Origin of the sequence: Streptomyces sp. A3M-1-3, from assembly GCF_024213665.1 — a bacterium.
Lineage (GTDB): Bacteria > Actinomycetota > Actinomycetes > Streptomycetales > Streptomycetaceae > Streptomyces.
In genome coordinates this window covers 61,896-84,724 of record NZ_JANAVP010000031.1, presented here as the reverse complement: position 1 = coordinate 84,724, position 22,829 = coordinate 61,896, and the positions used below count along the sequence as shown (strand labels likewise).

General features: G+C 67.2%; 21 protein-coding genes and 3 pseudogenes. 1 reads left to right on the top strand and 23 read right to left on the bottom strand.

What is annotated here, in order from left to right; genetic code table 11:
- On the bottom strand, positions 1–562 hold a 562-nt coding region (locus NLX86_RS28310; RefSeq protein WP_254374641.1), incomplete at its 3' end, for a hypothetical protein.
- Positions 563–1,083: 521 nt separating this feature from the next.
- Here NLX86_RS28310 and NLX86_RS28305 point away from each other — a divergent pair.
- Entirely contained in the window at positions 1,084–1,875 is a 792-nt protein-coding gene (locus tag NLX86_RS28305; RefSeq protein ID WP_254374640.1) for a helix-turn-helix domain-containing protein, read from the top strand.
- A gap of 163 nt (positions 1,876–2,038) precedes the next feature.
- Here NLX86_RS28305 and NLX86_RS28300 read toward each other — a convergent pair.
- From NLX86_RS28300 to NLX86_RS28200, 22 genes and pseudogenes are all read right to left on the bottom strand, one after another.
- A pseudogene (locus NLX86_RS28300) lies at positions 2,039–2,446 on the bottom strand (SIS domain-containing protein); the annotation flags it as partial.
- 156 nt (positions 2,447–2,602) lie between these two features.
- Positions 2,603–2,833, bottom strand: a pseudogene (locus NLX86_RS28295) (NAD(P)H-dependent glycerol-3-phosphate dehydrogenase); the annotation flags it as partial.
- Between the two features lie 184 nt (positions 2,834–3,017).
- Positions 3,018–4,130, bottom strand: a complete 1,113-nt coding sequence (locus NLX86_RS28290; protein WP_254374638.1) for a hypothetical protein — start codon at positions 4,128–4,130, stop codon at positions 3,018–3,020.
- A 338-nt stretch (positions 4,131–4,468) separates the two neighbouring features.
- Entirely contained in the window at positions 4,469–4,792 is a 324-nt protein-coding gene (locus NLX86_RS28285; protein WP_254374637.1) for a hypothetical protein, read from the bottom strand.
- Positions 4,793–4,838: 46 nt separating this feature from the next.
- Positions 4,839–6,076 (bottom strand): IS3 family transposase gene (locus NLX86_RS28280; RefSeq protein ID WP_374213981.1). Its coding sequence is split into 2 segments (ribosomal slippage): positions 4,839–5,746 and positions 5,746–6,076, totalling 1,239 coding nucleotides; the frame shifts between segments, so codons are not numbered across the junction.
- 57 nt (positions 6,077–6,133) lie between these two features.
- Positions 6,134–6,997 carry a hypothetical protein gene (locus NLX86_RS28275; RefSeq protein ID WP_254374635.1) on the bottom strand — a complete coding sequence of 288 codons (864 nt, stop codon included), beginning with the start codon at positions 6,995–6,997 and terminating at the stop codon, positions 6,134–6,136.
- A 140-nt stretch (positions 6,998–7,137) separates the two neighbouring features.
- Complete coding sequence (locus NLX86_RS28270; RefSeq protein ID WP_254374634.1) at positions 7,138–7,545, bottom strand: hypothetical protein; 408 nt, start codon at positions 7,543–7,545, stop codon at positions 7,138–7,140.
- Between the two features lie 216 nt (positions 7,546–7,761).
- A complete protein-coding gene (locus tag NLX86_RS28265) occupies positions 7,762–8,736 on the bottom strand; it encodes a DUF6551 family protein (protein ID WP_254374633.1) in 975 nt (324 codons plus the stop codon).
- 202 nt (positions 8,737–8,938) lie between these two features.
- A pseudogene (locus NLX86_RS35185) lies at positions 8,939–9,259 on the bottom strand (ASCH domain-containing protein); the annotation flags it as partial.
- Positions 9,252–11,579, bottom strand: a complete 2,328-nt coding sequence (gene fxlM / locus NLX86_RS28260) for a methyltransferase, FxLD system (protein WP_254374632.1) — start codon at positions 11,577–11,579, stop codon at positions 9,252–9,254. The pseudogene NLX86_RS35185 and the gene fxlM, both read right to left, overlap by 8 nt.
- Positions 11,580–11,703: 124 nt before the next feature.
- Entirely contained in the window at positions 11,704–12,660 is a 957-nt protein-coding gene (locus tag NLX86_RS34885; protein ID WP_254374631.1) for an NUDIX domain-containing protein, read from the bottom strand.
- Between the two features lie 21 nt (positions 12,661–12,681).
- Positions 12,682–14,661 (bottom strand): ABC transporter ATP-binding protein, encoded by a 1,980-nt coding sequence (locus tag NLX86_RS28250; RefSeq protein ID WP_254374630.1) that lies wholly within the window; start codon positions 14,659–14,661, stop codon positions 12,682–12,684.
- Positions 14,658–15,125 carry an NUDIX domain-containing protein gene (locus tag NLX86_RS28245; protein ID WP_254374629.1) on the bottom strand — a complete coding sequence of 156 codons (468 nt, stop codon included), beginning with the start codon at positions 15,123–15,125 and terminating at the stop codon, positions 14,658–14,660. The genes NLX86_RS28250 and NLX86_RS28245 overlap by 4 nt, the downstream gene beginning before the upstream one ends.
- 386 nt (positions 15,126–15,511) lie before the next feature.
- Positions 15,512–16,348 carry a 3-deoxy-manno-octulosonate cytidylyltransferase gene (locus tag NLX86_RS28240; protein WP_308409654.1) on the bottom strand — a complete coding sequence of 279 codons (837 nt, stop codon included), beginning with the start codon at positions 16,346–16,348 and terminating at the stop codon, positions 15,512–15,514.
- 34 nt (positions 16,349–16,382) lie between these two features.
- Positions 16,383–16,934 carry an NUDIX hydrolase gene (locus NLX86_RS28235; RefSeq protein WP_254374628.1) on the bottom strand — a complete coding sequence of 184 codons (552 nt, stop codon included), beginning with the start codon at positions 16,932–16,934 and terminating at the stop codon, positions 16,383–16,385.
- Between the two features lie 4 nt (positions 16,935–16,938).
- On the bottom strand, positions 16,939–18,060 hold the full coding sequence (locus tag NLX86_RS28230) for an adenosylhomocysteinase (protein WP_254374627.1): 1,122 nt from the start codon (positions 18,058–18,060) through the stop codon (positions 16,939–16,941).
- Positions 18,061–18,091: 31 nt separating this feature from the next.
- Positions 18,092–19,090, bottom strand: coding sequence for an NAD-dependent epimerase/dehydratase family protein (locus NLX86_RS28225; RefSeq protein WP_254374626.1), 999 nt, complete (start codon positions 19,088–19,090; stop codon positions 18,092–18,094).
- Positions 19,091–19,119: 29 nt separating this feature from the next.
- Positions 19,120–19,956 carry an aminoglycoside phosphotransferase family protein gene (locus NLX86_RS28220; protein WP_254374625.1) on the bottom strand — a complete coding sequence of 279 codons (837 nt, stop codon included), beginning with the start codon at positions 19,954–19,956 and terminating at the stop codon, positions 19,120–19,122.
- A complete protein-coding gene (locus NLX86_RS28215; protein WP_254374624.1) occupies positions 19,953–20,609 on the bottom strand; it encodes a histidine phosphatase family protein in 657 nt (218 codons plus the stop codon). Before NLX86_RS28215 ends, NLX86_RS28220 begins: the two co-directional genes overlap by 4 nt.
- On the bottom strand, positions 20,606–21,364 hold the full coding sequence (locus tag NLX86_RS28210) for a phosphotransferase (RefSeq protein ID WP_254374623.1): 759 nt from the start codon (positions 21,362–21,364) through the stop codon (positions 20,606–20,608). Before NLX86_RS28210 ends, NLX86_RS28215 begins: the two co-directional genes overlap by 4 nt.
- Complete coding sequence (locus NLX86_RS28205; protein WP_254374622.1) at positions 21,361–22,209, bottom strand: class I SAM-dependent methyltransferase; 849 nt, start codon at positions 22,207–22,209, stop codon at positions 21,361–21,363. The genes NLX86_RS28210 and NLX86_RS28205 overlap by 4 nt, the downstream gene beginning before the upstream one ends.
- A gap of 31 nt (positions 22,210–22,240) precedes the next feature.
- Positions 22,241–22,753 (bottom strand): topology modulation protein, encoded by a 513-nt coding sequence (locus tag NLX86_RS28200; protein WP_254374621.1) that lies wholly within the window; start codon positions 22,751–22,753, stop codon positions 22,241–22,243.
- Positions 22,754–22,829: the final 76 nt, after the last annotated feature.

Below are 22,829 nucleotides of genomic sequence, written 5' to 3'. Positions count from 1 at the left end.
TTCGTCCGTCAGATCTGCACGCGCCACAACACAAGATCATTTCACAGGCGAGATCCACTTTCGCAACAGGCCCTAGGAGGGGATGGGACAGGTCTTCATCGAGGTGACGGAGCGTCGTGTCCTCGATGTAGTCGATGGCGTACGCCTCGTTGTGGAGGAGGTCGGCCAGCATCTCGGCGCGCATCTCGGTGTGGGAGTCGTACCGATGCCGGGCCATGATCCGGCCGCGCCGGGTCAGGCGGTGCAGGACGTTGGGTGGAAAGTCCGGCAGGAGTCTGGCCAGTTCCTCGTAGCTGACTTCGGTCTCGTCGTCGCACCACATGTGGGCCAGCTCGTGGAGGATGATCCGCATGCGGTGGAAGGTGGTGGTGCCCTCCACGTACAAGATCATGTCGACGGGTGCGTCATCGAGGTGCAGCCATAGGCCGCACACGTCAGTGTTGGCCAGCAGGTAGTCGGGAATGGCCACGAGTTTGATCTTTCGGCCGCGCGCCGCCTCGATGCCGGCGATCAGCCCGTCCAGCGTGAACGGTCGCGGGATCGGCATCTGCTCCAGCAGCACCCGACACTCCTCGCGCACGGCACGACGCCGCTCCGCGGCCTTGGGCGGGTTCCGCCGGCCACGTTCGCTCAAGGGTCGGCGCCAGCCTCCGCGCAGGCTTGCCCAAAACATATCGCTGCCTGATCTGCTCAAGCCGGGCCGGTCATTGGGGCGGGTGTAGCCAATACCGCTGCTTCCCCGGTGATCGGATTGGAGCGCGTCATGAAGATCCTTTTTGCGGGTCGACGGTCTTACTGCCTCTGGGAATTGAGTGCCTCAGCGGTCTCAGCGAGATTAGGCGACAGCCCGTGCGTCACAGCAACGCAAACCCTGCGCTTATCCTTCTGATGAGAACTCCCAGTTCACACTGCCCCGCAAGAACCTTCACGCTTCAAGTAGTAGGTGAGGTGTTCGGGGTCAACTCCCCTAAAGGCACGCCGAGATACCGGTGGCCGCGTGAGTGGGGCGACCGTGAATGCGACGGCAATGTGACCTGAGCCCCACCCTCCCGTCGTTATGTGAACGTTATGAATAAGAGTGAGATGCAGTTGATCGTTACCCGCATTCTGAGGCAAGCCCGTGCGCGGCGTAACACTTCGGACATACCGGGTTTTGTGGCGTCGTTCGGTGACCGGTCTTCTGTCGGAATCACCCAAGCCCAGACAGCGCAACTGGCCGGCGTCAGCCGTCGTTGGTACAACGCCCTGGAATCCGGCCGGCCGAAGAACTACAGCGACAACTTTCTGCAGGCTGTCCGGCGGATCCTTGACCTGAGTACTGAGGAGTGGGACATCGTGTACCGCATCACCCGCGGCCGAGTCCCCAACTCGGCGCCCGTCAGCCCTCTCAGTGGCCTGCTGCCGGATGCGATCCGTGATCTCGTCGAGCAGAGCCCCACGTGGGCGCTCTATGTCAACGACCACCGCTGGGACGTGCTCGCCTACAACGCCAAGACCCGCGAATACTTCCCCTGGATTCGGCATGGCCTCAATGTGATGGAGTGGGCCCTCACCTGGCCCGAAGCCCGTGCCCAGCTCATCGACTGGCAGGATGAATGGGCGCTGCCGATGATCGCCCAACTCCGTCTGCACGCCGAACAATGGCCCCAAGATGCGCGACTCCAGGCAGTTATCGGCACCGTCATGGCTGACCCAATCGCAGGCAAGCTGTGGAACGCGCCCAACCTGCCAGCCATTACGCACCCGGCATCGCACCAGCCGCGGCGACTCTACTTGCCTCGACAGGGCGGCAAGGAGTTCGCCATACGGCTTCTACCGTTTACCCCCATGGAGTTGCCGTCCTGTCGTCTGATGGCCATCACGCCCGTGAAATAGGGGACGGGTCTCTGATGGCGAAGTCGCCCGGTCTCGGCGTTAATGGGTCGCGATGCGTGCGCGTGTCAGCGAGCCCGTATGGTGTCGGGTTTCTCCGGGTCCTGCTCTCACTGTCTTGCAGCTTGTCGCCAAGGACGTGACTGCCGGTCAATTAGTGATTTGCTCATATCGATTTCTGATGGGCAGCATTCACGTGCGCACCCGTTGTGAGCTTTTGCGGAGGCGAGCTGCCCCCGAACAGGCATCCACTGCATACAGCTTGGTCCGCGGCCTCAGCGAGCGGGTTCGGGGCCGGGCTGGTCAGGGCCCACATGGTGAGCCCGAGCTCCCGATGCGCCTTCGAGGCGACGAGCACGTTGGGGCTGGCGCCGCACGTGGAGAGCAGCAGCAGGACGTCGCCCGGCCGGCCGTGCACGCGGACCTGCCGGGCAAAGACCTCCTTCGCGCCGTAGTCGTTGGTGATGGCGGTAACTGGGAGGAGCCGGCGTGCAGGGCGATCGCGGGCAGCCCGCTTGGCAGGCAAGCGGCCGACCAGTTCGGAGCTCCAGTGAAGGGCCTCGGCCGCCGAGCCGCCGTTGCCCGCTGATCATCCACTCCACAAGTGCGAGGGCGACGGCGCTCTGGACGCTGGAGAGCGGAGAGCACGGATCCGTGCAGGGGTGAGGACCTCCGTGTCGGGAGGGTGAAGGTGGTTGGCGGTGTCGCGCAACGCGGGTCTCCGCGGGGGTCAGCGCTCGGGCTTGGGGGGCCGCTGCATCAACGCGGCCGCGGCCTGGTCGAGGGTGACCTTCTCGTGCAGCAGGGCGGAGATGACTTCGGTAATCGGCATCTCGACGTCGTGGGCGTGGGCCAGGGCGAGGATCGCCTCGGCGCTCTTGACACCCTCGGTGGTCTGGCGGGTGGCGGCGGTGGCCTCTTCGACGGTCAGGCCGTGGCCGAGGTGGGTGCCGAACCTACGTTCTTCACGTTCAGCATGTCTCATGAGACATATGGCCTTTCACCTGTTGGGTGATTGACCAGGGGTTCGTATCGTTGGTGGTCCGCGAGGTGCTCGGAGAGCGCCGGCCTTCAAGCTGGGTGCTAGTCAAGGTGCGCGGCCCGGGCCGAAGCCCCGGGATCCGCTCCCGGGTCCCGGACTCAGGCTATGCGGACCCTGTTTGTTCTCCTGACTCGTCCCACACCCGGCTCTTGTAGGCGTGAGCCTCAGCGCACAGTTCGCCTAGATAGTGCAGCAGGGCCCTCGGGTCGGGGTTCACCAGTGCGATACGGGCGACCGTGCCCACGACCCTCGCGTCATCCAGGGACGACACCCATGCCTTGATTGTTTCTCGGTCAGCGCTCACTGGCGGCATGGAGAGAATTCCGGGAAGATCACGGCGAGCCTGTGTGGCCTGAATGCTCAGGGCGCCCCGTTCTGCTGCGGGCATGGCACCTGCCGACAGGAGCGCGCGCCGGAGATCGCTGTGTCCGGTCGTGATGTCGAGCTGGGGCGGGATCGGGGTGCTCTGGCGGGACCCGGTGATGAGGATCGGGATGGCTGTGGTCCGGATCCAGTCTTCGAGGCAGCCGAGTTCCTTTACCGCGATGTTCCACACTCCGGTATGCGGACGCTGCAGGCAGACGGGCGGGACGATCGAAAGCTCGGTTCTGGTGTTGCGGGGACTGCTGGCCAGAATGTCTCCGGGCTGGAGACGAAGGCTATGGCCAGGCTGGGGGTTGCGCTTCAAGGGGAGAGCGACGGTGAGATCGGGGTGTTGGCGGTCGGGATAGACGGCGCCGAGGCGGGTGGCGGCGACGGCCGGGGTGCGGTGCTTGGCCAGGTTGGTGTGCTCGGCCAGGAGCCGGAGTGGGTGGTCGTCGAAGTCGCGGCGCTGAAAGGGCTGCAACGCTCGGATGCGCTCCGCGAGCACAGCGCCGACGGCAAGTGGGGCCAGTCGGCTCCGGCGTCCGTGTGCGAGCCAGGTATCGAAGCGGGCTGGCTCGGTGCAGGCGGGCATCTCAATGCTTCGCGCCTCCTGGTCAGTCAGCCGGCGCTGCAGGAGGTGCTCGACCTCGGCGTACAAGGTGTGTTCCAGGGCGGCGCGGAGCTGGGTGAGGGCGTCCGCTACAAGCCGAGGCATCAACTCGGGTATCGGTGCGATAGCGGTCACCTTGATGTGGACCCGGTCGCCGTCCACGACCTCCGCGAGGGTCAGCGGGTCCTGATCGGAGTAGTTATGGACGATCCGCGTGACGTGGTCGATCAGCTGGTCCACATGGGCCAAGGTGGGCACCACATGCAGTTGGTGGTCCGGTAGCCAGCCGTAGTCGGCGGCGGAAGTCCTCATGACCGGGAGCGTAGCCACAGCGCACTTGCGCTGGCCTGGCAGTTTTCCTCACGAGCGGTCGCGTGGCGCAGCAATTCAGGTCAGTCCCATATCAGGTGCTCGTTGAGGAAGTGCGGCCATGGCTGCCAGCCAGCCGGGCCTCGGCGGAGAAGCCGTTTGATCCCTTCTGCCCAGGTCGGCAGGTCGGTCAGCTCCAGTAGCAACCGTTCGATCTCCCATCTCGTCATCGTGACGCGGTGCCCGTAACCCTCGACTTCCACGACAACTTAGTTCGGGCCCATCTCAGTGTTTTCCGGCAGGACCCAGCGCGCGTCGATTCCAGCCTTGCGTACCTCTTCGACGAAGCCGTCGGAGGATGTCGTGACGGTAAAGACCAGGACATCGGCGATGAGGCCGGCACACTCTGCTGGTTGGAGCGGATAGATGCCCCATGGCGGCAGCAACGTGTTGCGGGCAGCTTGGTCCCCGCTGCCGAAGCAGACACGCTGCCCAGTCAGCCTGGTACGGCGGAGCAACGCCGCGTAGGCCGATTCGAACTGCCGGGTTGCTTCGGGCATCCCCCACCTGTTGCCCACGGCGGAAATGTCCATTGCGACTAGGGGCCTTCCCCCGCGAAGGTGGGCACGCGGTTATTGATCACGCGGCGAGCGTGAGTTTAGCGGTGTGGTGTCGGTGTTCGTATTCGTTGGGGCTGAGGTGGCCGTTGGCGGAGTGCCGGCGGCGGGTGTTGTAGCGGGTCAGCCAGGCGAAGACGGTCCTGCGGCAGGTCTCGGCGTCGCCGTAGTCGTGGGCGCCCCGGAGGGTCTCGCGTTTCAGGGAGGCGTGGAAACTTTCGCAGGCCGCGTTGTCGGCGCTGGTGCCGACCGCGCCCATCGACCGGGTGACCCCGAGCTGGTCGCAGAGGCCGGCGAAGGCCCGGGAGCCGTATTGGCTCCCGTGGTCGGAGTGGAACACGGCGCCGTCCAGGCGGCCACGGGTCGAGGCTGCCATCCGCAGTGCGTCGGCGACCAGGCCGGTGCGCATGTGGTCGGCGATGGACCAGCCGACGACCTTGCGGCTGAAGCAGTCCAGCACGGTCGCGAGATAGAGGAACTCCCCGCCTGCGAGCGGGAGATACGTGATGTCGCCCATGTACTTCCGCCCCGGCTCGATGGCGGTGAAGTCCCGCTGGAACAGGTCCGGGACCGGTGGGGCTGCCGGGTCCGGGACGGTGGTGCGCACGCGTCTGCGCAGGCGGATGCCGGTGATGGAGAACGTCCGCATGATCCGGGCGATCCGCTTCTCGTTGACCCGCCGCCCTTTCTCGCGGAGCTCGGCCGTCACTCGGGGGGAGCCGTAGGCGCCGCCGGACTCGCCGTGGACCTCGCGGATCTCCTCGGCCAGGATCCGGTCCTCCCACTGCCGGGCGGCCCGGGCCTCGGCGCCGGCGAGCCACTTGTAGTAGCTGGACCGGTTCACGTCCAGGACTTGGCAGAGCCGCTTCACCTCGTAGGTGTTCCGATGGTCGTCAACGAACTGGAAGCGGCTCCTCACCAGTTCGTCTCTCCGGCGAAATACTTGGCCGCCTTGCGGAGGATGTCCCGCTCGGTGGCGAGCTTGCGCTCACTCGCCTCGAGCTCGGCCACCCGGGCCTCCAACTGCCGCACCCGCTCGTCCGGATCAGCGGACGGCACCGCCTCCCGAGGCTGGGCGCCCGGCCTCGCAGCCGCGGCGGTGATGCCACGGCGCTCGCGGTCCCGCAGCACCCACTCACGCAGGGTCGCCCGGTTGACGCCCAGGTCGGCAGCGATGCTCTTGTAGATCGCCCCGGGTGTGGACTCGTACAGGGCCACGGCATCGGCCTTGAACTCGTCCGAGTAATCCTTCATCGCCATCGGCGGTCTTCTCGCTTCCTCCGGATCAAGCAGATCCAGTATCAGCGTGTCCACCACTCAGGGGGAGGCCCCTAGGCCGCGCTGCCCGGGCACCCGCATCGTCTTCAGGCCGTCCTGGTGGGCGAATGCGAAGGCATCGCGGAGGGTGTCCAGGTGAGCCTTGTAGGGAACACCGGTGGCAAAGAAGTGGGCCTTCTCGTGCCCAGACAGAGGCCCATTCGTGTGGAGGGCATCAGCCGCCATCCGCGTGCGGATGAGCTGCGCGCTCTCCCGCCGCCGCGGGTTCGTCTTGAGTTCGTGCAGCAAGATCTCTTGCTCGCCGTCTTCCCGGGGGTTGTCGAACACGGTCACGTCGCCGATGCGCAGGCAGTTGGTGAGATCGTGGAGCATCGCGAAACGGCGGTGCTCGCTCCACTGCTCCTGCGCGAACTGAATCTCGTGGACCGTTCCCTCCTTGCTGAGGGTCATCGGGCCCGGCGACTCGTTGCGGCGCAGCGCGAGAATGTAGCGGCGGTCGTAGCCAAACGCGCGCCAGGCCATGGCGTCGCCGATGGACCGCAGCTGCCGGCCGACGCGCTCAAGGACATCTGACTCCAGGCGCCAATCCTCGATGTCGTACGGATCACCGACGGCGAGCTCGGGAGCATCGGCCGGAAGCCGGGCGCCCCTCCTCAGCCGCTTGATCACCCGGGACCGCTGCGCCCGTGCCTCACTGGCTGCGAGAGTGGCAACAAGCAGTCGCTCCTGGAAGGCCACGAAGTCCTCGGGGCCATGACACTGACGCAAGTCGCTGATAAAACTGACCAGCCGCTCACCAGTCTCCCGGTGAAACGGATGCTTCACCAGCGCGTCCAGCCGGTCGGGCGGCATATCGGTCAACATCACAGGCATGGTCCTATTTTGCAGCTCGGATTCTGCCACGGTTCCAGGATCGACGAGGCCCTCGACGGCGCTCGCCAGTGACGGGCGAATGCGCAGGTCAGAGGCAGTACGAGCGTCCTGCAGCGACTCCGTCGGCACCGCACAGGAATGAGAGGCCACGGTGACCTTCGCTCAGGTGCTCAGGCTGCGGTCTCAATGGACCACGGGCGAACGCAGGTGTAACCAGGAGGGAGGTCGCAGCCCCTCAGTTCCCTATACCTCGCGTTGGCCTCCTCGCTGGCTTGCTGACCAGCGGGGAGCCTCCGCAGGAAGGGATCACGGTCAGGGTCAAGGAAGGACCGACGAGGCTCGTCCGTGGCGTCACTGCCGGAGACCGGCTCCCAATCCCCGATGCCCTCGGCATCGTACCTCTCGCCGGCCTGCCTCTCGTGGCGATGGGCGACCACAATCAGGCCCAGGCCCACGGCTAGAGTCACGCCGAGGGCGACGCGGATCTTCGGCTTGTGCCTCTCATACCAGGTCTTCGTCTTCTCGGCGAAGGAGGTGGGCTCGCCGTCCTCGGGCGGAGTGGATTCATTCACCTGCACAGACTTACCGGACCCAGTCCTCAACTGTCAGGTAATCGGCCGACATCGCCCAACCAAGTTCAGCTGCGCTCACCACGCTGATCACGAGCCAGGTGCTGGGCCTGGGAAGCTCTGTCGCTCGCGAAGCCGCCGGGAACAGTCCGCCTCAACAGCTGCCTGACACAGTTGGAGCGAAGGGCCCCCACGCTGCGTGCGCGGGGGCCCGGTGAAGGTGGTTCAGTCCTTGTCGGGCCGGCCGGGATGGATCAGGAATTGCTCGGTCAGCCCGGTGTTGTACTCGTTGACGATGAGCTTTGCGAGGGGGGCGGAGCGGGAGGAGGAGCCGCCGCCGCCGACCGTGTTCGCGATGGAGGACTCCTTCCACTGCGCGACCGTGAGCGGCTTGCGCGTGCCGTGGCCGGCAAGCTTCCTACTCAGGCGGTCGAGTTGGGCGCCGGGGTTGCGGTCGAGGACCATCGCGATGGCGCGCAACATGATCCCTTCCCACGTTGCGGGGTTGCGGCCCCACGCGTCCTCGACGACCTGCAACACCTGCGGGATCAGCGGGGAGCGCCCCTCGGGGAGGACGAGGGGGTAGATCAGGCTCCCGCTCTCGTCCCGGGCGGCGTGCTTCTCGTCCATCACCGCGAGGGCGGTGAGTGCCTGCACTGCGCCGATCTTGTTCGCAGAGGTGCTGCCCGAGATGCCGAGATCACGGCTCTCGACCTCGGCGAGGATCCGGGTGTTGCGCGGGTCGCCGGCGGTGATCGAGACGCGGAAGATGTCGAACGGCTTCACGGCCTTGCGGTCGCGGTTCGCCGCGAGGAACAACTTCGCCTCCTGCTCGTCGGAGAGCCCCTCGTAGACCATGCAGTCGCGGAGGAAGTCCGGGCCCTCCTTCTCGACCGCCACCTCCGTGGAGTGCTGGCCGTCGAGAAGGTAGTACCGGCCGTCCTCTCGGAGGGAGACGATCGCCGGGAGCAGCGCGAAGGGATCCCACATCTTCGTGAGCCGCGCGGTCCACGCGGCGTCCTTCTTCCGCTGCGTGGCCGGGCCGGCCTCCTCGGCGGTGTTGGTGCCGAACAGCCGGGCAGAGTCGAGGGTCTGATCGACGTGCAGGTCCCCGACGCGGATCTCCTCGTAGCGCTTCCGGACGGTCTTCGTCGGTCCGGCCTGTGCCGGGACGGCGGTCTTCTCGGCGGTGCGTGCCACGTATCCCCCTTTGGTAGTGGATAGGTGACACAGAGTCAATCATGGGAATTTCCCGCGCGTCAAATTCTCTAGCGCTTTGAGATTCCTCGCGCTGATGTGCCGCTGGGAGCCCAGTGGGTGTGAGGCCGGAGCGATGGACTGACACGGCGTGGGCGAGTGCCGACCGGTGGTCGAACTCGATCGCGAGCGGTCCCAGAACCTCCTTCTCCGGCGGGTAGATGCGGCGCAGGTTGGCGAGCTGCTCGGCGCATGTGGCGGCAGGGTCGATGCGGGAGGTGTCCTCCGCGGCGAGCAGCTCGGCGAACGAGGCGTACGGCGTGATCCGCGCGACCCTTACGTCGAGTTCGCGTCCAGAGTCCTCGCCGTAGAACACGAGCACGTCGCCGACCGCGACGTCCGTCATCCGGGGCGTGCGCACCCGGACTTCGATGGTCTTGCGGCCGGATTCCACCTGGGCGTAGTAACGCTCGTACAGGCCCAGCCGGTGCTGCGGCTCGACCCGGTCGGGTACCGGATCAGTCATGGGCGCTCACCTTCTTGGGCTGCACGGCCGGGGCGTCGGCGACGTCGGAGCGCCACGTCCACACGAGCCGACTGTGGGTCTTGTCCAGCACGTGGCCTGCGGGCAGCTCGGCGTCAGGGGTTCCGGCGGGATGAACCTCCAACTCGGGGTATCTGTGCGCTCGTTCGTGGACGTCCCAGCGGCGCACGGCGAAGGCGAGCTGTTCGGCAAGAGCGGGCCCGGATGGCCCGAACCCGTGAGCCAGAAACTCCGAGCGGCGCTGTTCGGCCGTGGAGCCGTCCTGGACCAGGACGTGGGTCAGGTAGGCGAGGGAGCCGTCCGCTGTGATCGCGGCGGCGTCCGAGCGCTTGGGCAGCGCAGTGAGGCCACTGTCCTGGCCATGGTTGCGGGCGAGGCGGCAGAAGCCGGGCAGCGTGGTGGCGAGGAAGAGCTGCAGGGTCTCGAACGACTCGTTGCCGGCCACGGTCACGCCGGTGGCCACTTCGTGGCGCGGGCCCGCGAGGGCATCGTTCAGACCGGTGGTGTCGGCGGGTACGCAGTCGGGGAAACGGAGTTGCAGTTCGCCGTCGGCGAGGTCGAAGGCGGGGACGGCGCGGGCCGCGGGCCCGCGGTCACGGATAAACCCGCAGAACGTGAAGTCCGTAGCACGCAGCACCTGGTCGTGCTTCTGGAAGGCGATGGCGCGGGTGTAGTCATGGACTTCCAGTGGGAGCACGAGATAGCGGCCGTCGGCGAGCTGGTCGCGCCAAGCGGGGGCGATGTCCCAGCAGTTGTAAGTGATCACCGAGGCGTCGAAGCCGCCGCGGGGCATGTGCTCGGGGGCGCCATCGCTGGCAGAGCCGAGCACCGCTGTGACGCGACCGCTACCGGCCTCGGCGGTCAGCCGCTGTGTGCGGCGCACGACGTACGGGGCGAGGTCGACGGTGATCACGCGGCCGGTCGGGCCGACGATGTAGGCGATCAGTTCGGCGTTGTAGCCCCCCGAGCCGCCCTCGAAAACCGTCATCCCCTCAGCCAGACGCAGGTGCTCGGCCATGTCGGCCTGGAGCCAGGCCGCGGACACTGAACTGGTCGCCTGGGCAAGGTCGTTGTGCTCGGTGACCACGGCCAGGTTGCTGTGGTATGCGGTCAGCAGAGGGCTCTCGGGGGTGTAGCGGTGCCGCGGCACCGCACGCAGCGCCTGCTGGACCGGGAGCGAGGAGGCCCAGCCGTCAGCAATGACCCGGTCAGCCATCCTCTCGCGCCGCTCGACCGCCTCTGGCGATTCGCCGGGCACCGGCGGGTAGGCGTTGTCGACCGGATACGCGTGTGCGGACGGTACGTACGGCAGGACGCCGGGCCAGACCATGTCCAGGGCCTGCGCAGAGGTGGAGGACAGCCGGTCCAGACGGCGCAGGGCGTGCAGCGGATGCCAGTCCACGTGCCCGAACTCGTCCGGTTTTAGCGGCTGGCCCTGCCCAGCATGAGCAGTGATGCGGACCACCACGCTCGTCCGGGGGAGGCTGTCCGGTGCATCGAGGAGCAGTCCGAGGACGTGTGCGTCGACGGGATCGGCCGCCACACCGGTTTGCTCGGCGAGGGCCCGCACCGCCGTCTGCTCGAACCCTTCTCCGGGCGCGGTCGGCTCGCCGGGCAAGTCCCACACCTGTTGTGCCGACCGGCTCAGCAGTACCCGGCCATCGGCGTCCGTGACAACGGCGTGTACGCCGGTCACCGAACTCGGCTCTGGGCACGGCGTGTGCGTGATCTGTACGGCGGCCTTCTTGAGGCCGCGCAGTACCAGTACGGCCATGCCGTTCGCGGCGAAGCGCTGTGCCTGGTCCCACATGCTCATCAGGTGGGCGATCTCGTCCTCGTCGAGGGCGATGCCCCGTCGCTCGGCGGGGGTGGTCGCGGCGAGTGGAGTGATGACGACGAGGGCGCCGTTCTTGCGTAGCCGTCGGCCCAGCGTGCGGGCCAGCCGGGTGCGGTCGCGCATGAACACGTACACCATCCGCAGCGTGATCAGGTCGTAGCCGCCAGGCTCCAGCGGTTTGAGGTTGTCACGCTCGATGTTCAGGTGCAGCCAGCGGACGGAGGCTTCAGGGGGTGTCTCGGCGGCGGCGAGGGCGGAATCGGCCCAGTCGAGGGCGTCGACGGTGTAGCCCATGGACGCCAGATGCAGGGCGAGTTCGCCGGTGCCGCATCCCACGTCGAGGGCGCGTCCGCTCTCGGGAGCGGGCGCGTGCTGGGCGAGCAGCTCGCGCTCGCCGGCGTCGAGCGGCCGGTAGCCGCGCCCCTGGGCGTAGCCGCTGTTCCAGTCATCTTGCGAGGTGAACAACGAGTGGCACTTCCTTGGTCGAGTGGGCGGTCTGAGGTTGGCCCGGTCGAGGCGATCGGGACGGCGGGCCGGGTGAGCCGGAACTACCACGGCGGTGCGCGTCAGGCGGCCGGGGGCCGGTGGATCAGTTCCAGCCCATCGCCGAGTAGGGCTCGTTGTCGGCGATGGCGCGGAGCGCGACGCGCGTGTACTCGACGAGTCGCTCGGGCAGGGCGTCCAGCGGCCACCATCGCCATTGCGTGCACCGCTCGGGCTCGAGCACGCGTGGTTCCCCGCTCCACCGGGAGGCGGTGAAGAACATCTGGACGCGCGGGATGGGGCTGTCTGGGTCGAGGAGGTCCAGGGTGTGGGCCAGCTGGAGGTCGGTGGCGGCGATGGTGAGCCCGGCCTCCTCGGCGGACTCGCGGACCATGCAGGAGAGGGCCGATTCGCCGGGCTCGCGGTGCCCGGCCGGCAGGTGCCAGGCGCCGGGCGCGAACGCGCTGTTGGGGTGGCGTTGTCCGAGCAGCACCGCAGCGTCGCGTACGAGGACGAGGTGCGCGCCGACGATGCTGCTATCCCGGTGCTCGGCCGGCTCTGTCACCTGTACGACGGCGGGCAGACCAGCGTCGTCGAATAGGGGCTGTGGATGACGTTGGTGCTCGTCGAGGATCGACATGGTGCTGGGGTCCATCGTCATCTCAGCGGTCTCCTCGATGTGCGTCCAGCGCAGCTGGATGCCTTCGCAGAGTTCGATCTCGTGGACAGCCCGGTTGAGCGTGCCGAGGTAGACATGGACACGGTTGATCAGCACACCGTTCGTATCGAGGGTGTCCCGGGTCCGGAACGGGAGGAGGTCCTCTACGACAAGGCCGATCTCCTCCTGTAGTTCGCGCCTGATGCAGTCGTCGCTGCCTTCTCCGCTTTCGAGCCTGCCGCCGAGCAGGCACCAGTGGCCGGCCCGCCAGATCGGTTTGTTGGCCACGCGCAGGTGCAGCAGGTACTCACCGGCGTCGTTGACGAGCAGTGCGGCGGTACCGTTCCTAGGGCGTACGTTCGCGTGAAAGGGAGCGGTCGCGGTGTCGGTAGGGGGAAGGGACACAGTGCTCCTTCAGGAGGCTGGTCAGGCGGATTCGGCGGCCGTGGGCCGGGCGGGGCGGGGAAGGGTGGTGGCGTACTGAGCGGCCTGGACGCGGAACATGGACGCGTACTGGTTGTTGGCCGCGATGAGTTCGTCGTGGGTGCCGTGCTCGACGACGCGGCCCTTGTTCAGGACGTAGATCTGGTCCGCCCACCGCACGCCGGACATGCGGTGCGTGACCAGCACCACGGCGCGATGGGGCGCAGCCAGTTCGCGGATGCGGTCGAAGGCGCGGATTTCGGCTTCGGGGTCCAGCGCAGAGGTCGGCTCATCGACGATCAGGACACTGTCCGCGATGGAAGTTTCGGTGCGCCAGTGCGACCGCGCCAGGCCCACCTTCTGCCACTCGCCGCCTGACAACTCGGTCGCGCCTCGGAACATGCGTGCTAGCAGGGTGTTGAGCCCGTCCGGCAGTTTGTCGAGCACCGGTGCGGCCCCCGCGAACTGCACGGACTGGTCCAATTCGGCTTCGGTGGCGGGGCGGTTGGGGCGGCCGATCCGGATGTTCATTGCGGCGGTCATTGGCCATCGTTGAAAATCCTGGGTCAGCTGTCCCACCCGCTCGAAGAGCTGGAAGCGGTCCAGCCTGGCAACCGGGGAACCGCCCCAGGAGACCGAGCCGGTGGTGGGGACGAGGAGGCCGCTGATGATCTTCACAAGAGTGGACTTGCCCGCGCCGTTGTCACCGACCACAGCGGTCACGCTGCCCATGGGCAGGGACAACGACACCTCGTCCAAGGCCGGTTCGTCCCGGTCGGGATATTGGTAACCGACCTGGTCCAGAACGATCGCGTCGATGCGCGCTGGCAGCTCCGCGCCGCCCCTGGGGATGGCGCGCCGAGCCGCCTCGACCAGAAAGCGCTCGTGGTCCTGGACGTACAACGACTCTTCATGCAGGTCGTTGACGTTCATCACCAGAGAGCCGAGGCTGGCCGAGCCGGAGCGAATGGCGAACACTGCGGTGCCGGCGACGGCCAGGCTCATCCGCCCACCCGTGATCAACCAGAACATCACCGTGTAGGTCGCCGCCGTGGCGAGGCCGGACATCGCGGTCGCCAGCAGCTCGGTCGCCGCTTTCCCGTTGGCCAGCCGCTGCTGCTCCTCCTCCGCGTTCTCGGCCATGTCCCGGTAGCGGGCAAGGAGATACGGCCCCACTCCATGCAGCCGCACCTCCTGGGCCGCGCTCCGCTCGGTCAGGAGGTTGCCGATGAGACGACTGGCCCGCAGGTGCTCGACCCAGTTCAGTACCGACACGTAGCGCCGCTGCGCGACCCGCATCGCACCCCAGCCCCGAGGGGCCACGATCAGCAGCAGCATCGGGATGAGGGCCCAGTGGAGCACCAACAGGATGCCAGCGGTGGAGACGAGCCCGATCGTGCTGTTCAGGCCGGCGACGCAAGTGGAGATCATGCGACGTGCGTAGGTGGGGCCGTAGTAGGCCACGTCAAGCAGCCGCCGAAAGGCCGGGTCCTCGATCGCCTCCAGTTCGACCGCCTGCGCCGCGTCCAGGTACTCCGTGGTGGCGATTCGCTCGACAAGCGGCTCCAGACGGCCTGCGCGCGATGTCGACCAGCTGGCCAGACCCGAGTTGACCACGGCAGCGCCCGCGCCGACGAGTAGCGCCGGCAGAGCCGTGCTGACGCGGTCCGCCGGAGTTCCAGTGCCCAGCAGCGCATGCATGACGGCATTGAGGACGAGCAGGTTCACCGCGGTGACGATCCCCTGTCCGATCTCGCAGGCACCGACGCTCAGCAGGGCGCCCCGGTCGGCCCGCCAGGCTCGTCGCAGGGTGCCCCATACCTGATGAGGCGTGGAGCGAAGGGCGGTCCACAGCGTCAATTCCAGTCGAGCATGTTCGTGTTCAGTCCACCCCATGTCGTAGCGCAGCGGCCCTCCGAACAGCTCCTGCTCAGAGGTGGAGACCTTGGGGTCCTCCACCTGCGGACGGCGCAGAACCCTCATGCAGCATCACCCGCTGCAGAGGGAGTGACCTGGATGACGGCGTACATGGTCCCTTCGACGAAGTGGCGAAGCACGCCCTGGGTGTAGGGGTGGCAGTCCTGGGGTGGGTCGCCTGGCTCGGCCCACAGCAACTCCGAGTGCTTGTCGGGCTCTTTGTTGGTCGGGGTCCCTTCCCAGGAGCGGGTTACCCAGGCGGCACCAAGTCGCCGGGCCCCGCCTGCGGCGACGAACTGGAAGAGCCCGCAGAACTCGGCGTCAGCAGGGTCGATCCGGATCCCCAGCTCCTCCTCGGCCTCCCGGATCGCCCCTTCCAGAGGGGATTCGCCCTCCCCCAAGTGGCCTCCCACCACTGTGAGTTGGCCCGGCGCGTACTGGTCTTGCGCACGTCGCAGTAGCGGCATCCGTCCGTCCTGGCGGTACGGGAGCATGAGCACATCGACGATGCTGGTGTAGCGGTCCCTCACGCGGACGCCTCCCCGGTTGCCACGCCGAGGCGCTCCGTAGCGCCGGCGGGAGCGCAGGGATGAGGGGGACAGGCTCCAGGCGGAGATCCGAGGCGCACGGGCACGGGGAATTCGAGCGTGGTGTGCGCGCCAATGGCGATCATCTGGCGGGGCATACGGCCTCCTCGGTGTGCGTGCTCTCGGACAGGTGCTCGGAATAACGGCCCGTTGGGCCAGTCGTTCGGGGCACATAAGGGGTATTTCTTGGAACGCATGTGCTGTTCTGGGGGTTTGGCCAGGTGCTCCCGTGTCCTCCGGGAGGCGGGCCGCAAGTTCGTCACGCGTGTGGGGGGCGACGCGGCTTCGTCGCCGTGTCGGAGGTTGCGGCCGTGAGTGGTGATGGGCCGTCAGGTGGGTCGCGAGGGCGCTGCGGCCGTGGCGAGCCGAGGAGGCGTAGGTGACCGAAGCCGTAGGTGTGATGCGGTGCGGCGGGAGAGCATCGCGGCGGCGCGGGCGAGATCCTCTGGGGTGTCGACTGCGATGCCGCTGTCGGACACGGGCAGCATCTGGACTCGGTGGCCGTGCTCGATGAACCGCAGCATCTCGACGCCCTCGGCCTGTTCGAGAGGGCCCTGCGGGAGCTGCCGGAAGCGTTCGAGAGCCTCGCGTGTGAAGCCGTAAAGGCCGAGCTGTCGCAGAAAGGAAGGCCGGCTGCTGCGTGGGTAGGGGATGGGCTGCCGCGAGAACATCAGCGCCTGGCTGTCGGTTCCGACGACAACCTTGACGACGTTGTGGTCGAGGACGGCGGCGGTGTCGCGCAGCTCGGCGTACGCGTTGACGGCCAGGGCCTTGCTGTCCAGGTTGGCGAGCGCCTTGGATAAGGCGTCGATGGCTGACGGCTCGATGAAGGGTTCGTCGCCCTGGACGTTGATATACGCGTCCGCGCGGAGACGCTCGGCGCACTCTGCGACGCGGTCGGTGCCGGTGGCGTGCTCGCCGGTCCGTACGCAGCCGATGCCCAGCTCGTGGCACGCTGCCTCGATGCGCTCGTCGTCCGTCGCCACTACGGCACTGTCCAGGCATGTGGCTTCCAGGCAGCGCTGGTGAACGTGCCAGAGCAGCGGTTTGTCGCCCAGACGGGCCAGGGGTTTGCCGGGGAATCGTGAAGCCCCCCACCGGCAGGGGATGACGGCTATGTGCCGGCGCCTCGGTGCTTTCGGTGGTGAGGCTGTGGTGGCGGCCACGAGAGTCTCCTAGCGGTCGGCTGGGTGTCGGAGGTCAGGAGAGAAGGGCGAGTTTGGCGCGGACCGTGGGCGCGGCGGCCTCGGTGAAGGGACGCCATTCGTAGCCGCCCACTTCCGCGGCCTGCAATGTCACTTCGTGCTCCGAACGGAGGCGGAAGATCCAGCGGAAATCGATGTGCTGGTGATCCGGCTCGCCCTTGGACGGGTTTGCATCGATCGAGTGCACGTCGATGTCGAAAGGGATGTCTGCGAATTCAGGAAGGGCGACAACGGCGCTCGGCGGGATGCCGGCTTCCTCGTGGAGTTCGCGCAATGCCGCACTGGGGAGGTCGGGGTCGTCTGCCTCGTTGTGGCCCCCGGGAGCGAGAACCTTCCCGGAAACCTTGTGGTGGATATGAAGGATCCTCTTGTCGCGGTCGAGGAGGATGGCGCTGCATGTCACATGGGCCGGGAACGTCGTGCGGCTCGTGGGGTCGTCGTCGCCGGCGAGTGCGGTGAAGAGTGGAGCCAGCCCGTCGCGTTCGTGCGGGTAGCGGGAGAGGTACATTTCGGTGACGGCCCGGATGTGCTGTGCGGAAGGGGGCACGGAATTACCTTTCGAAGTGGTCGAGCCAGGTCTTGGCGATGGCGTGACGGTCGGATGCCGCCATCTCGTGCATGCCGGGCTCGAACTGGTCGTGGCTAAGAGCTGCTGTGGCGGCGAGTATTTCGGCCTGGACGAGATGGATGTACGAGCCGACGGCGGCGCCGTGCACGAAGTTGACCGCGCCGCCGTCGGCGAGCACGAAGAAGTAGTGGCCGGTGATTTCGTACCGAGTCAACTGCGGGCTGATAGACGTGCGTTGGTAGAGGCTGTGGAGGCTTCCAAGCTCGAGTTCGTCCTCCGAGGAGGTGACCGATCCGAGATACGCGCCGTTGCGTAGGGCAGCGAAGTCGCTCTGTTGCAGGGCGAGGTTGCCGGTCGCGCACAGGACGAGTTCCGCCTCGCGGACCGCGTCCGCGGCGGACGCGCAGGTACGGAAGCCCAGCGAGTGCGCCTGCACCTGCCTGACCGGGTCCTTGTCGTACACCGTGACGCGCAGGTCGAGCGCGCGCAGCGTCTGCGCGATAGCGCGCCCGACCTTCCCGAAGCCGATGACGCAGGCGTTGCGGCCGGTCAGAATATCTCCGCGCCCGCGCACAAGAGCCTCGGTGGAGAAGACGATCGAGCGACCTACGAGGTGGTCCTCGCAGTCCTTGAGCGGGGAACGCGCCACGGAAACGACCGGGCACGGCGGGTCTTCGAGCGCTGCGTACCGCTGGTGGCCGTTCTCGGTGTCCTCGACGACACCGAGGATCCTGCCGGAGAACTTTCCTACGAGCGTGTCGAGGCTCGGCGCGAAGTAGCCGCCGATATCGAGCAGGACGACGTCCTTTCCGCCGGCGGCGTCCTCCAAGTAGTCCAGCGCGCTACTGGTGTCGGCGAACAGCTCCCGGGTCAGGTCGTGAACCGTGAACGTGCCCCGGACCTCGTCGAGGGTGGGCTGGTGGATGGACCGCGGCTTCGGCAGCACGGCACCGACGGTGGACACCTTGGCCATGGCGTGAAGAAATGCCGGCCGCTCGGAGAGCAGGTGTGTGATGACCAGAGTGGTGGCCATGCCGCCAGCGGGGAACTGCTGGACGATGCTTCGGAAGAACGCGTCCAGGCGTGCTCGTTCGGGGCTCTCCATCGTCTACTCCTGTCGGAATTCGGGCAGGCGGCTATGCGGCCCGGCTGAGTGGCGGGTGCTGAGAGGCCAGGTCATCCAGGTGGGCGCGCATTCCGCTGTGGAGGTCGACGCGAGGCTGCCACCCGAGGACCTCGTGGGCTCGGCCGAGATCGGCTCGGGTGGTGATGACGTCTCCGCTGCGAGCGTGGTCGTGTTCGAGTTGGATTTCGCGGCCGACCAGGCCGTTGGCGATGTTGATGATCTCCAGCAGTGAGGCGGTTGCGCCGCCGCCCACGTTGATCGGGCCGTGAGCGGTGGGTATGACCCCGGCGGCGATCGTGGCGGTGACCGCGTCGTCGATGTAGGTGAAGTCCCGGCGTTGGTGACCGTCTCCGTACAGTCGCAGTGGCTGCCCGGTCAGCGCGGCCTGAATGGCGCGGTGGATAAACATGTCGGATCGCTGCCGCGGACCGTAGACGGTGAAGTACCTCAGCGCAACGACGCTGGGCCCTCCGAGCTTCCCGGAATGTGCGAGGCACAACTGTTCCTCGGCCAGTTTGGTGACCGCGTAGGGCGACGCCGGCGCCGGTCGGTCGGTCTCGGCGCTGGCACCTCCATCGGTGGGCCCGTACACACTGGAGGACGAGGCCACGACCACTCGCGGGACGCCGATGCGAGAGCAGGCTTCCAGGACCCGGTGCGTAGCAAGGACGTTGGAGGAGAGGTAGTCCCCGAATCGGGGCCCCCAGGAAGGCCGCACCCCCGGGATTCCGGCGAGATGGAAGATCACGTCTGCGTCGATCAACATGGGCTCGATCGAGCAGTCACGCAGGTCGGCGGTGATGTGCACGTATTCGGGCCGGTCACGCAGTCGAGCGAGGTTGGCGCCGGCCGTGGCGTCAGTGCCGGGGTCTCGCCGGTCGACACCGACGACCTTGGCACCGCTCCGGATGAGCGCGTGGGAAAGATGGGATCCGATAAAGCCCGCGGACCCTGTGACGACCACCCTGCGCAGTGCAGGGGCGGGGCGTTCAGCCGTGTGCTGGGACACGTGATTCTCCAGAGAATGAGAGGGTGCGCTCAGGCAAGCCGGGCCAGGACGGCCCGACCGTGCGCAAGGAGTGTGGGGTCGTTCTCGTTGTGGCCCTTGACCAGGGCCGTGGCGGCCTCGATGGCGCCGAAGGAGTCCATGAGGCGCTCCTCGGTTTCATTGAGGCGCTGCCCGTATCCGGCGAAGAAGGCCGTCCGTAATCGAGGAGCCGCCTGCCAGCGCCGGAACTCGAGCCGGGCGAAGTCACGGATTCGGGCGTCTCGGCGCATGTGCTCGAAGTCGCAGACACCGAAGACGTCGCCGACCATCCAGTTGCGCGGCTGGTAGTCAAGGTGGCAGGTCGCACTGTCCATACGGCTGCCGTCCAGGATGTCGGCGTGCCGGCTGAGCGCGCTGTGCTCGGACCTGGTGATCAGTCCGGCCTGGAACGCCAGCTCGGTCCACCCGCGCAGCTTCTGCGCCAGGCTTGCGCCGACGGCGCCGCCCCTCGGCATCGTGGTGGCTCGATGGAGCGCCCCGAGGACGCGGCCGGCCTCGTAGTGGGCCAACTCCTCGTCTGGTGAGTCCGGTGGTGTGCTGTCCCCCCGCCTGCCTGCGAGCGCGGTGAGCAGGATGGTGCAGCTCGAGTCCTGTCGGCCGATCAGGTGAGGCGCGTGTCCCCGCAGATGCTCACCCCACGTTCGGTAGGCGTGGAGTTCACGGGCGTATCGATCGCGATCGGTGTGTCGCTTGACGAAGTAGTGCCGTCCGTCCGCGTCGATCACTTGCACGACGCGCGGCGGAAGTTGCGGGTCCGGCACGGACTGAACCTCACCGAGGACCTGGCACGCCAGTTGGATCCGGGGGTCGCGTGACGTGGCGATCACGGGGTCGGCTCCGGCGTGAGAAGGGTGAGGTGCTCGGTGTCGTTGTGCCGATCGAGCATCCAGCGGATCTGGCCCAGGCGGTTGCGGTGGTGCTGCCAGCGGGTGATGGAGGCGTGGTTGTGCGTGAATCCCGCCGGCGAGCCGATCGGGATGTCGAGCAGCAGAGTGTGCGCGGTGATCACCGTCTCCCCGTGGGCGGCGAACACGATCCGCTTCCCCTCGTTTTCCTCGATGAGCTGGCTCAGGTTCTCGCTGGCGCGCTTCAGGTAGCCGTTCCAGGTGTCGGAGCCGTGGGCCCAGGGAGCGTCGGGGTGCGCGTGCGGGCCGCCATCGGCGGTGGTCTTCACCACGTCCCAGGGCTTGCCATCGGCATCACCGTGGAGGGGGCCGTCGAGTCGGTCGTCGATGTGCAGCGGAATCTGGAGCGTCTGGGCGATGATCTCGCCGGTCTGGACGAGGCGAACACGCGGGCCGGCGTAGACCATGTCGAAGGACTTCTTCAGATGCTCGGTGGCCAGGCGGCGCGCGGCCTGTTCGGCCTGGGCGTACCCGAGGTTGGTCAGTCCCGTGCAGGTACGAGGGCCTCCGACGAGGCCGTCGACGTTGCACTGGGCTTCACCGTGCCGCACGAAGACGAGTTCGGTGGTGATCACGATGCTCCTTGAAGGCGGAGACGGATGTGGGAGGGCCAGCTGTAGCCGTTCCGGCCGAGGTAGGGCGCGGTGAGGACGGCGTGCAGCGCCAGGAAGTCGTCGAGGCGTTCCCGGTCTGTGGTGTCCAGCCGTGGGTCGCGCTGGCGGAGCGCCTGGTTGTAGGCGTCGCACCCGGCGTCGATCGCGTTGCTCGTGAGAGGCCCGTAGGTGAGCAGAAGCGTGGCGATCAGCTTCGCGAGGTCGTAGCCCATGGGCGCGAGACTGAGGTCGTCGGTGTCGACGGTGAAGATGTCACCGGCCGCGGTGATGATGAAGTTCCGCGGGTTGCTGTCCTTGTAAAAGGCACAGGGGCCCGAGGCGGTTTTCTCCAGGAGATCCAGCATCGCGCGCAGGGCGGTTGTGTTGGGCAAGTAGCCCTGCTCTAGACGGCGTTGAAGTGCCGTCTGCCGGGGGGTGAGGTAGTCGGCGAAGACGGTGCCGTCCTGAAAACTGTGCGGGGTGTTCAGCGTCGCGGTGGCCAGGTCTGTCGTACAGGCGGCTCCGTGCGCGTCCCCCATCATCGCCGCGACACGCGGAAGGTCGTCCGGGCGGACCGGCCGGCCATCGATGTGTTCGAAGGTCAGGCTCAGAGGGCCGATGACATTAAGCGCTGGCTGCCTAAGCGGCTCTGCATGCTGGGCTAACCACCTGTAATGGCGGACGGCGGCTGCAGTGCGTTCCGGCTCGGCGTAGTGCTTCGTGAACTGGTCGCTCACGCGCTCCCCCTCTTCTTTTGCCGCGCAACGACGAAAGTGATGAGCGAGCGCGTGGAGAGCGGGCGGTCGGGCAGAAGCTCGTGCAGCGTGGCGGCGATGGCCTCGGGGTTGCCGTACAGGCCGGGCCCGAACTCGTATTTGGGGTTGGTCGCCAGGTACTGCGCCACGTGATCATGGCCGTCGAAGGTGAAGGTGTGCTCCTCCTCCTGGACGGCGATCACGTCAAGCGACGTGACGGCCAGGTCCGCGAGGTTGCCGCTGTGGGCGGCGGTATAAAGGCTTTCGTGCCGAGTCGCGTGGATGTCCAACCCGGCTTCGGCGACCAGCTGGTCCATCTCGCGGTAGCTGCCGAGCCCCTTCGTGACGAGCACGGCCACGCCGCTCGGTGCCAGGACCCGAGCGATCTGTGCAACAACGTCCTGCGGGCGTAGCGAGTGGTACAGGCAGAATGCCGCGACGGCTGCGTCGCACGCACCGGCGCCCAGCGGAAGATCGTGGAAGTCCCCTTCGACGAAATCAACTCGGGTATCGGACGGGTCCTGGATGCGCGCACGCGCCTGCGAGAGCAGGGAGGCGGAAGCGTCCAGTCCGACGATGCGTCGGGCTCTCAGGCATTCTCCGAGCACCAGTGTGCTCGTGCCGCGACCACATCCGATATCGAGCACGAGGCCCAGCCGGTCGGGGCGCTCGTGGTGAGCCTTCAGCAGACCGGCGACCGTTTCTGGGACGGGCCACCCCGACGTCTTCGCCCGCATCAAGGCGCCGGTTCGACCGGCCAGCCGCGTCGCGTCGCCGTACAACTCTTCCTGCCGGGCAGGATCCAGGAACGGGTTGACCTCGCTCATGCCGCGCTCCGCTTCCGGGAGCGCGGGACGCTCAGGACTGCTCGCCCGCGACCTTCCTCAGCCAGCGGCGCGTCTGCCGCCGGTTGCCCAGCAGCACCACCTCGGCCCGGCCGGCGGCGAACTCCTCGATCTTGGCCATCACGCGGGGGCGCATCTTGCGGCGGTACGTCGCGACGTACTTGATCACACCCCAGTGGATGCGGTTGTGCACTCCATTGCCCTTGTGCCCGGCCCCATGACGAATCTGCCGAGAAAAGATCCCGTAGAGCGCGGCCACCGTCGACACGTCCATCAGGACGACCGCGTCGCAGGCTTCCAACCGGACCTGCAGCGTCGAGTTGTAGTTGCCGTCGATCACCCACCGAGGCTGCGAGACCAGCTCCCGCTGCAACTCGGTGAACTTGTCCATGGGCAGCTGGTTCCACTCGTCGTCGTAGAACGCGGCGTCCAGATGCGTCACCGGGGCGTCGAGGATCCTGCCCAGTTCGCGGGCCACGTGGGATTTGCCGCTGCCTCCGCAGCCGACGATGGCGACCTTCTTCATGGTGCTCCAGCGTAGAGAGGTTCGGGTGTCCGAGGGGGCGTGCCCCCGGAACACGTTCGGATGATCCAGGCGCCTC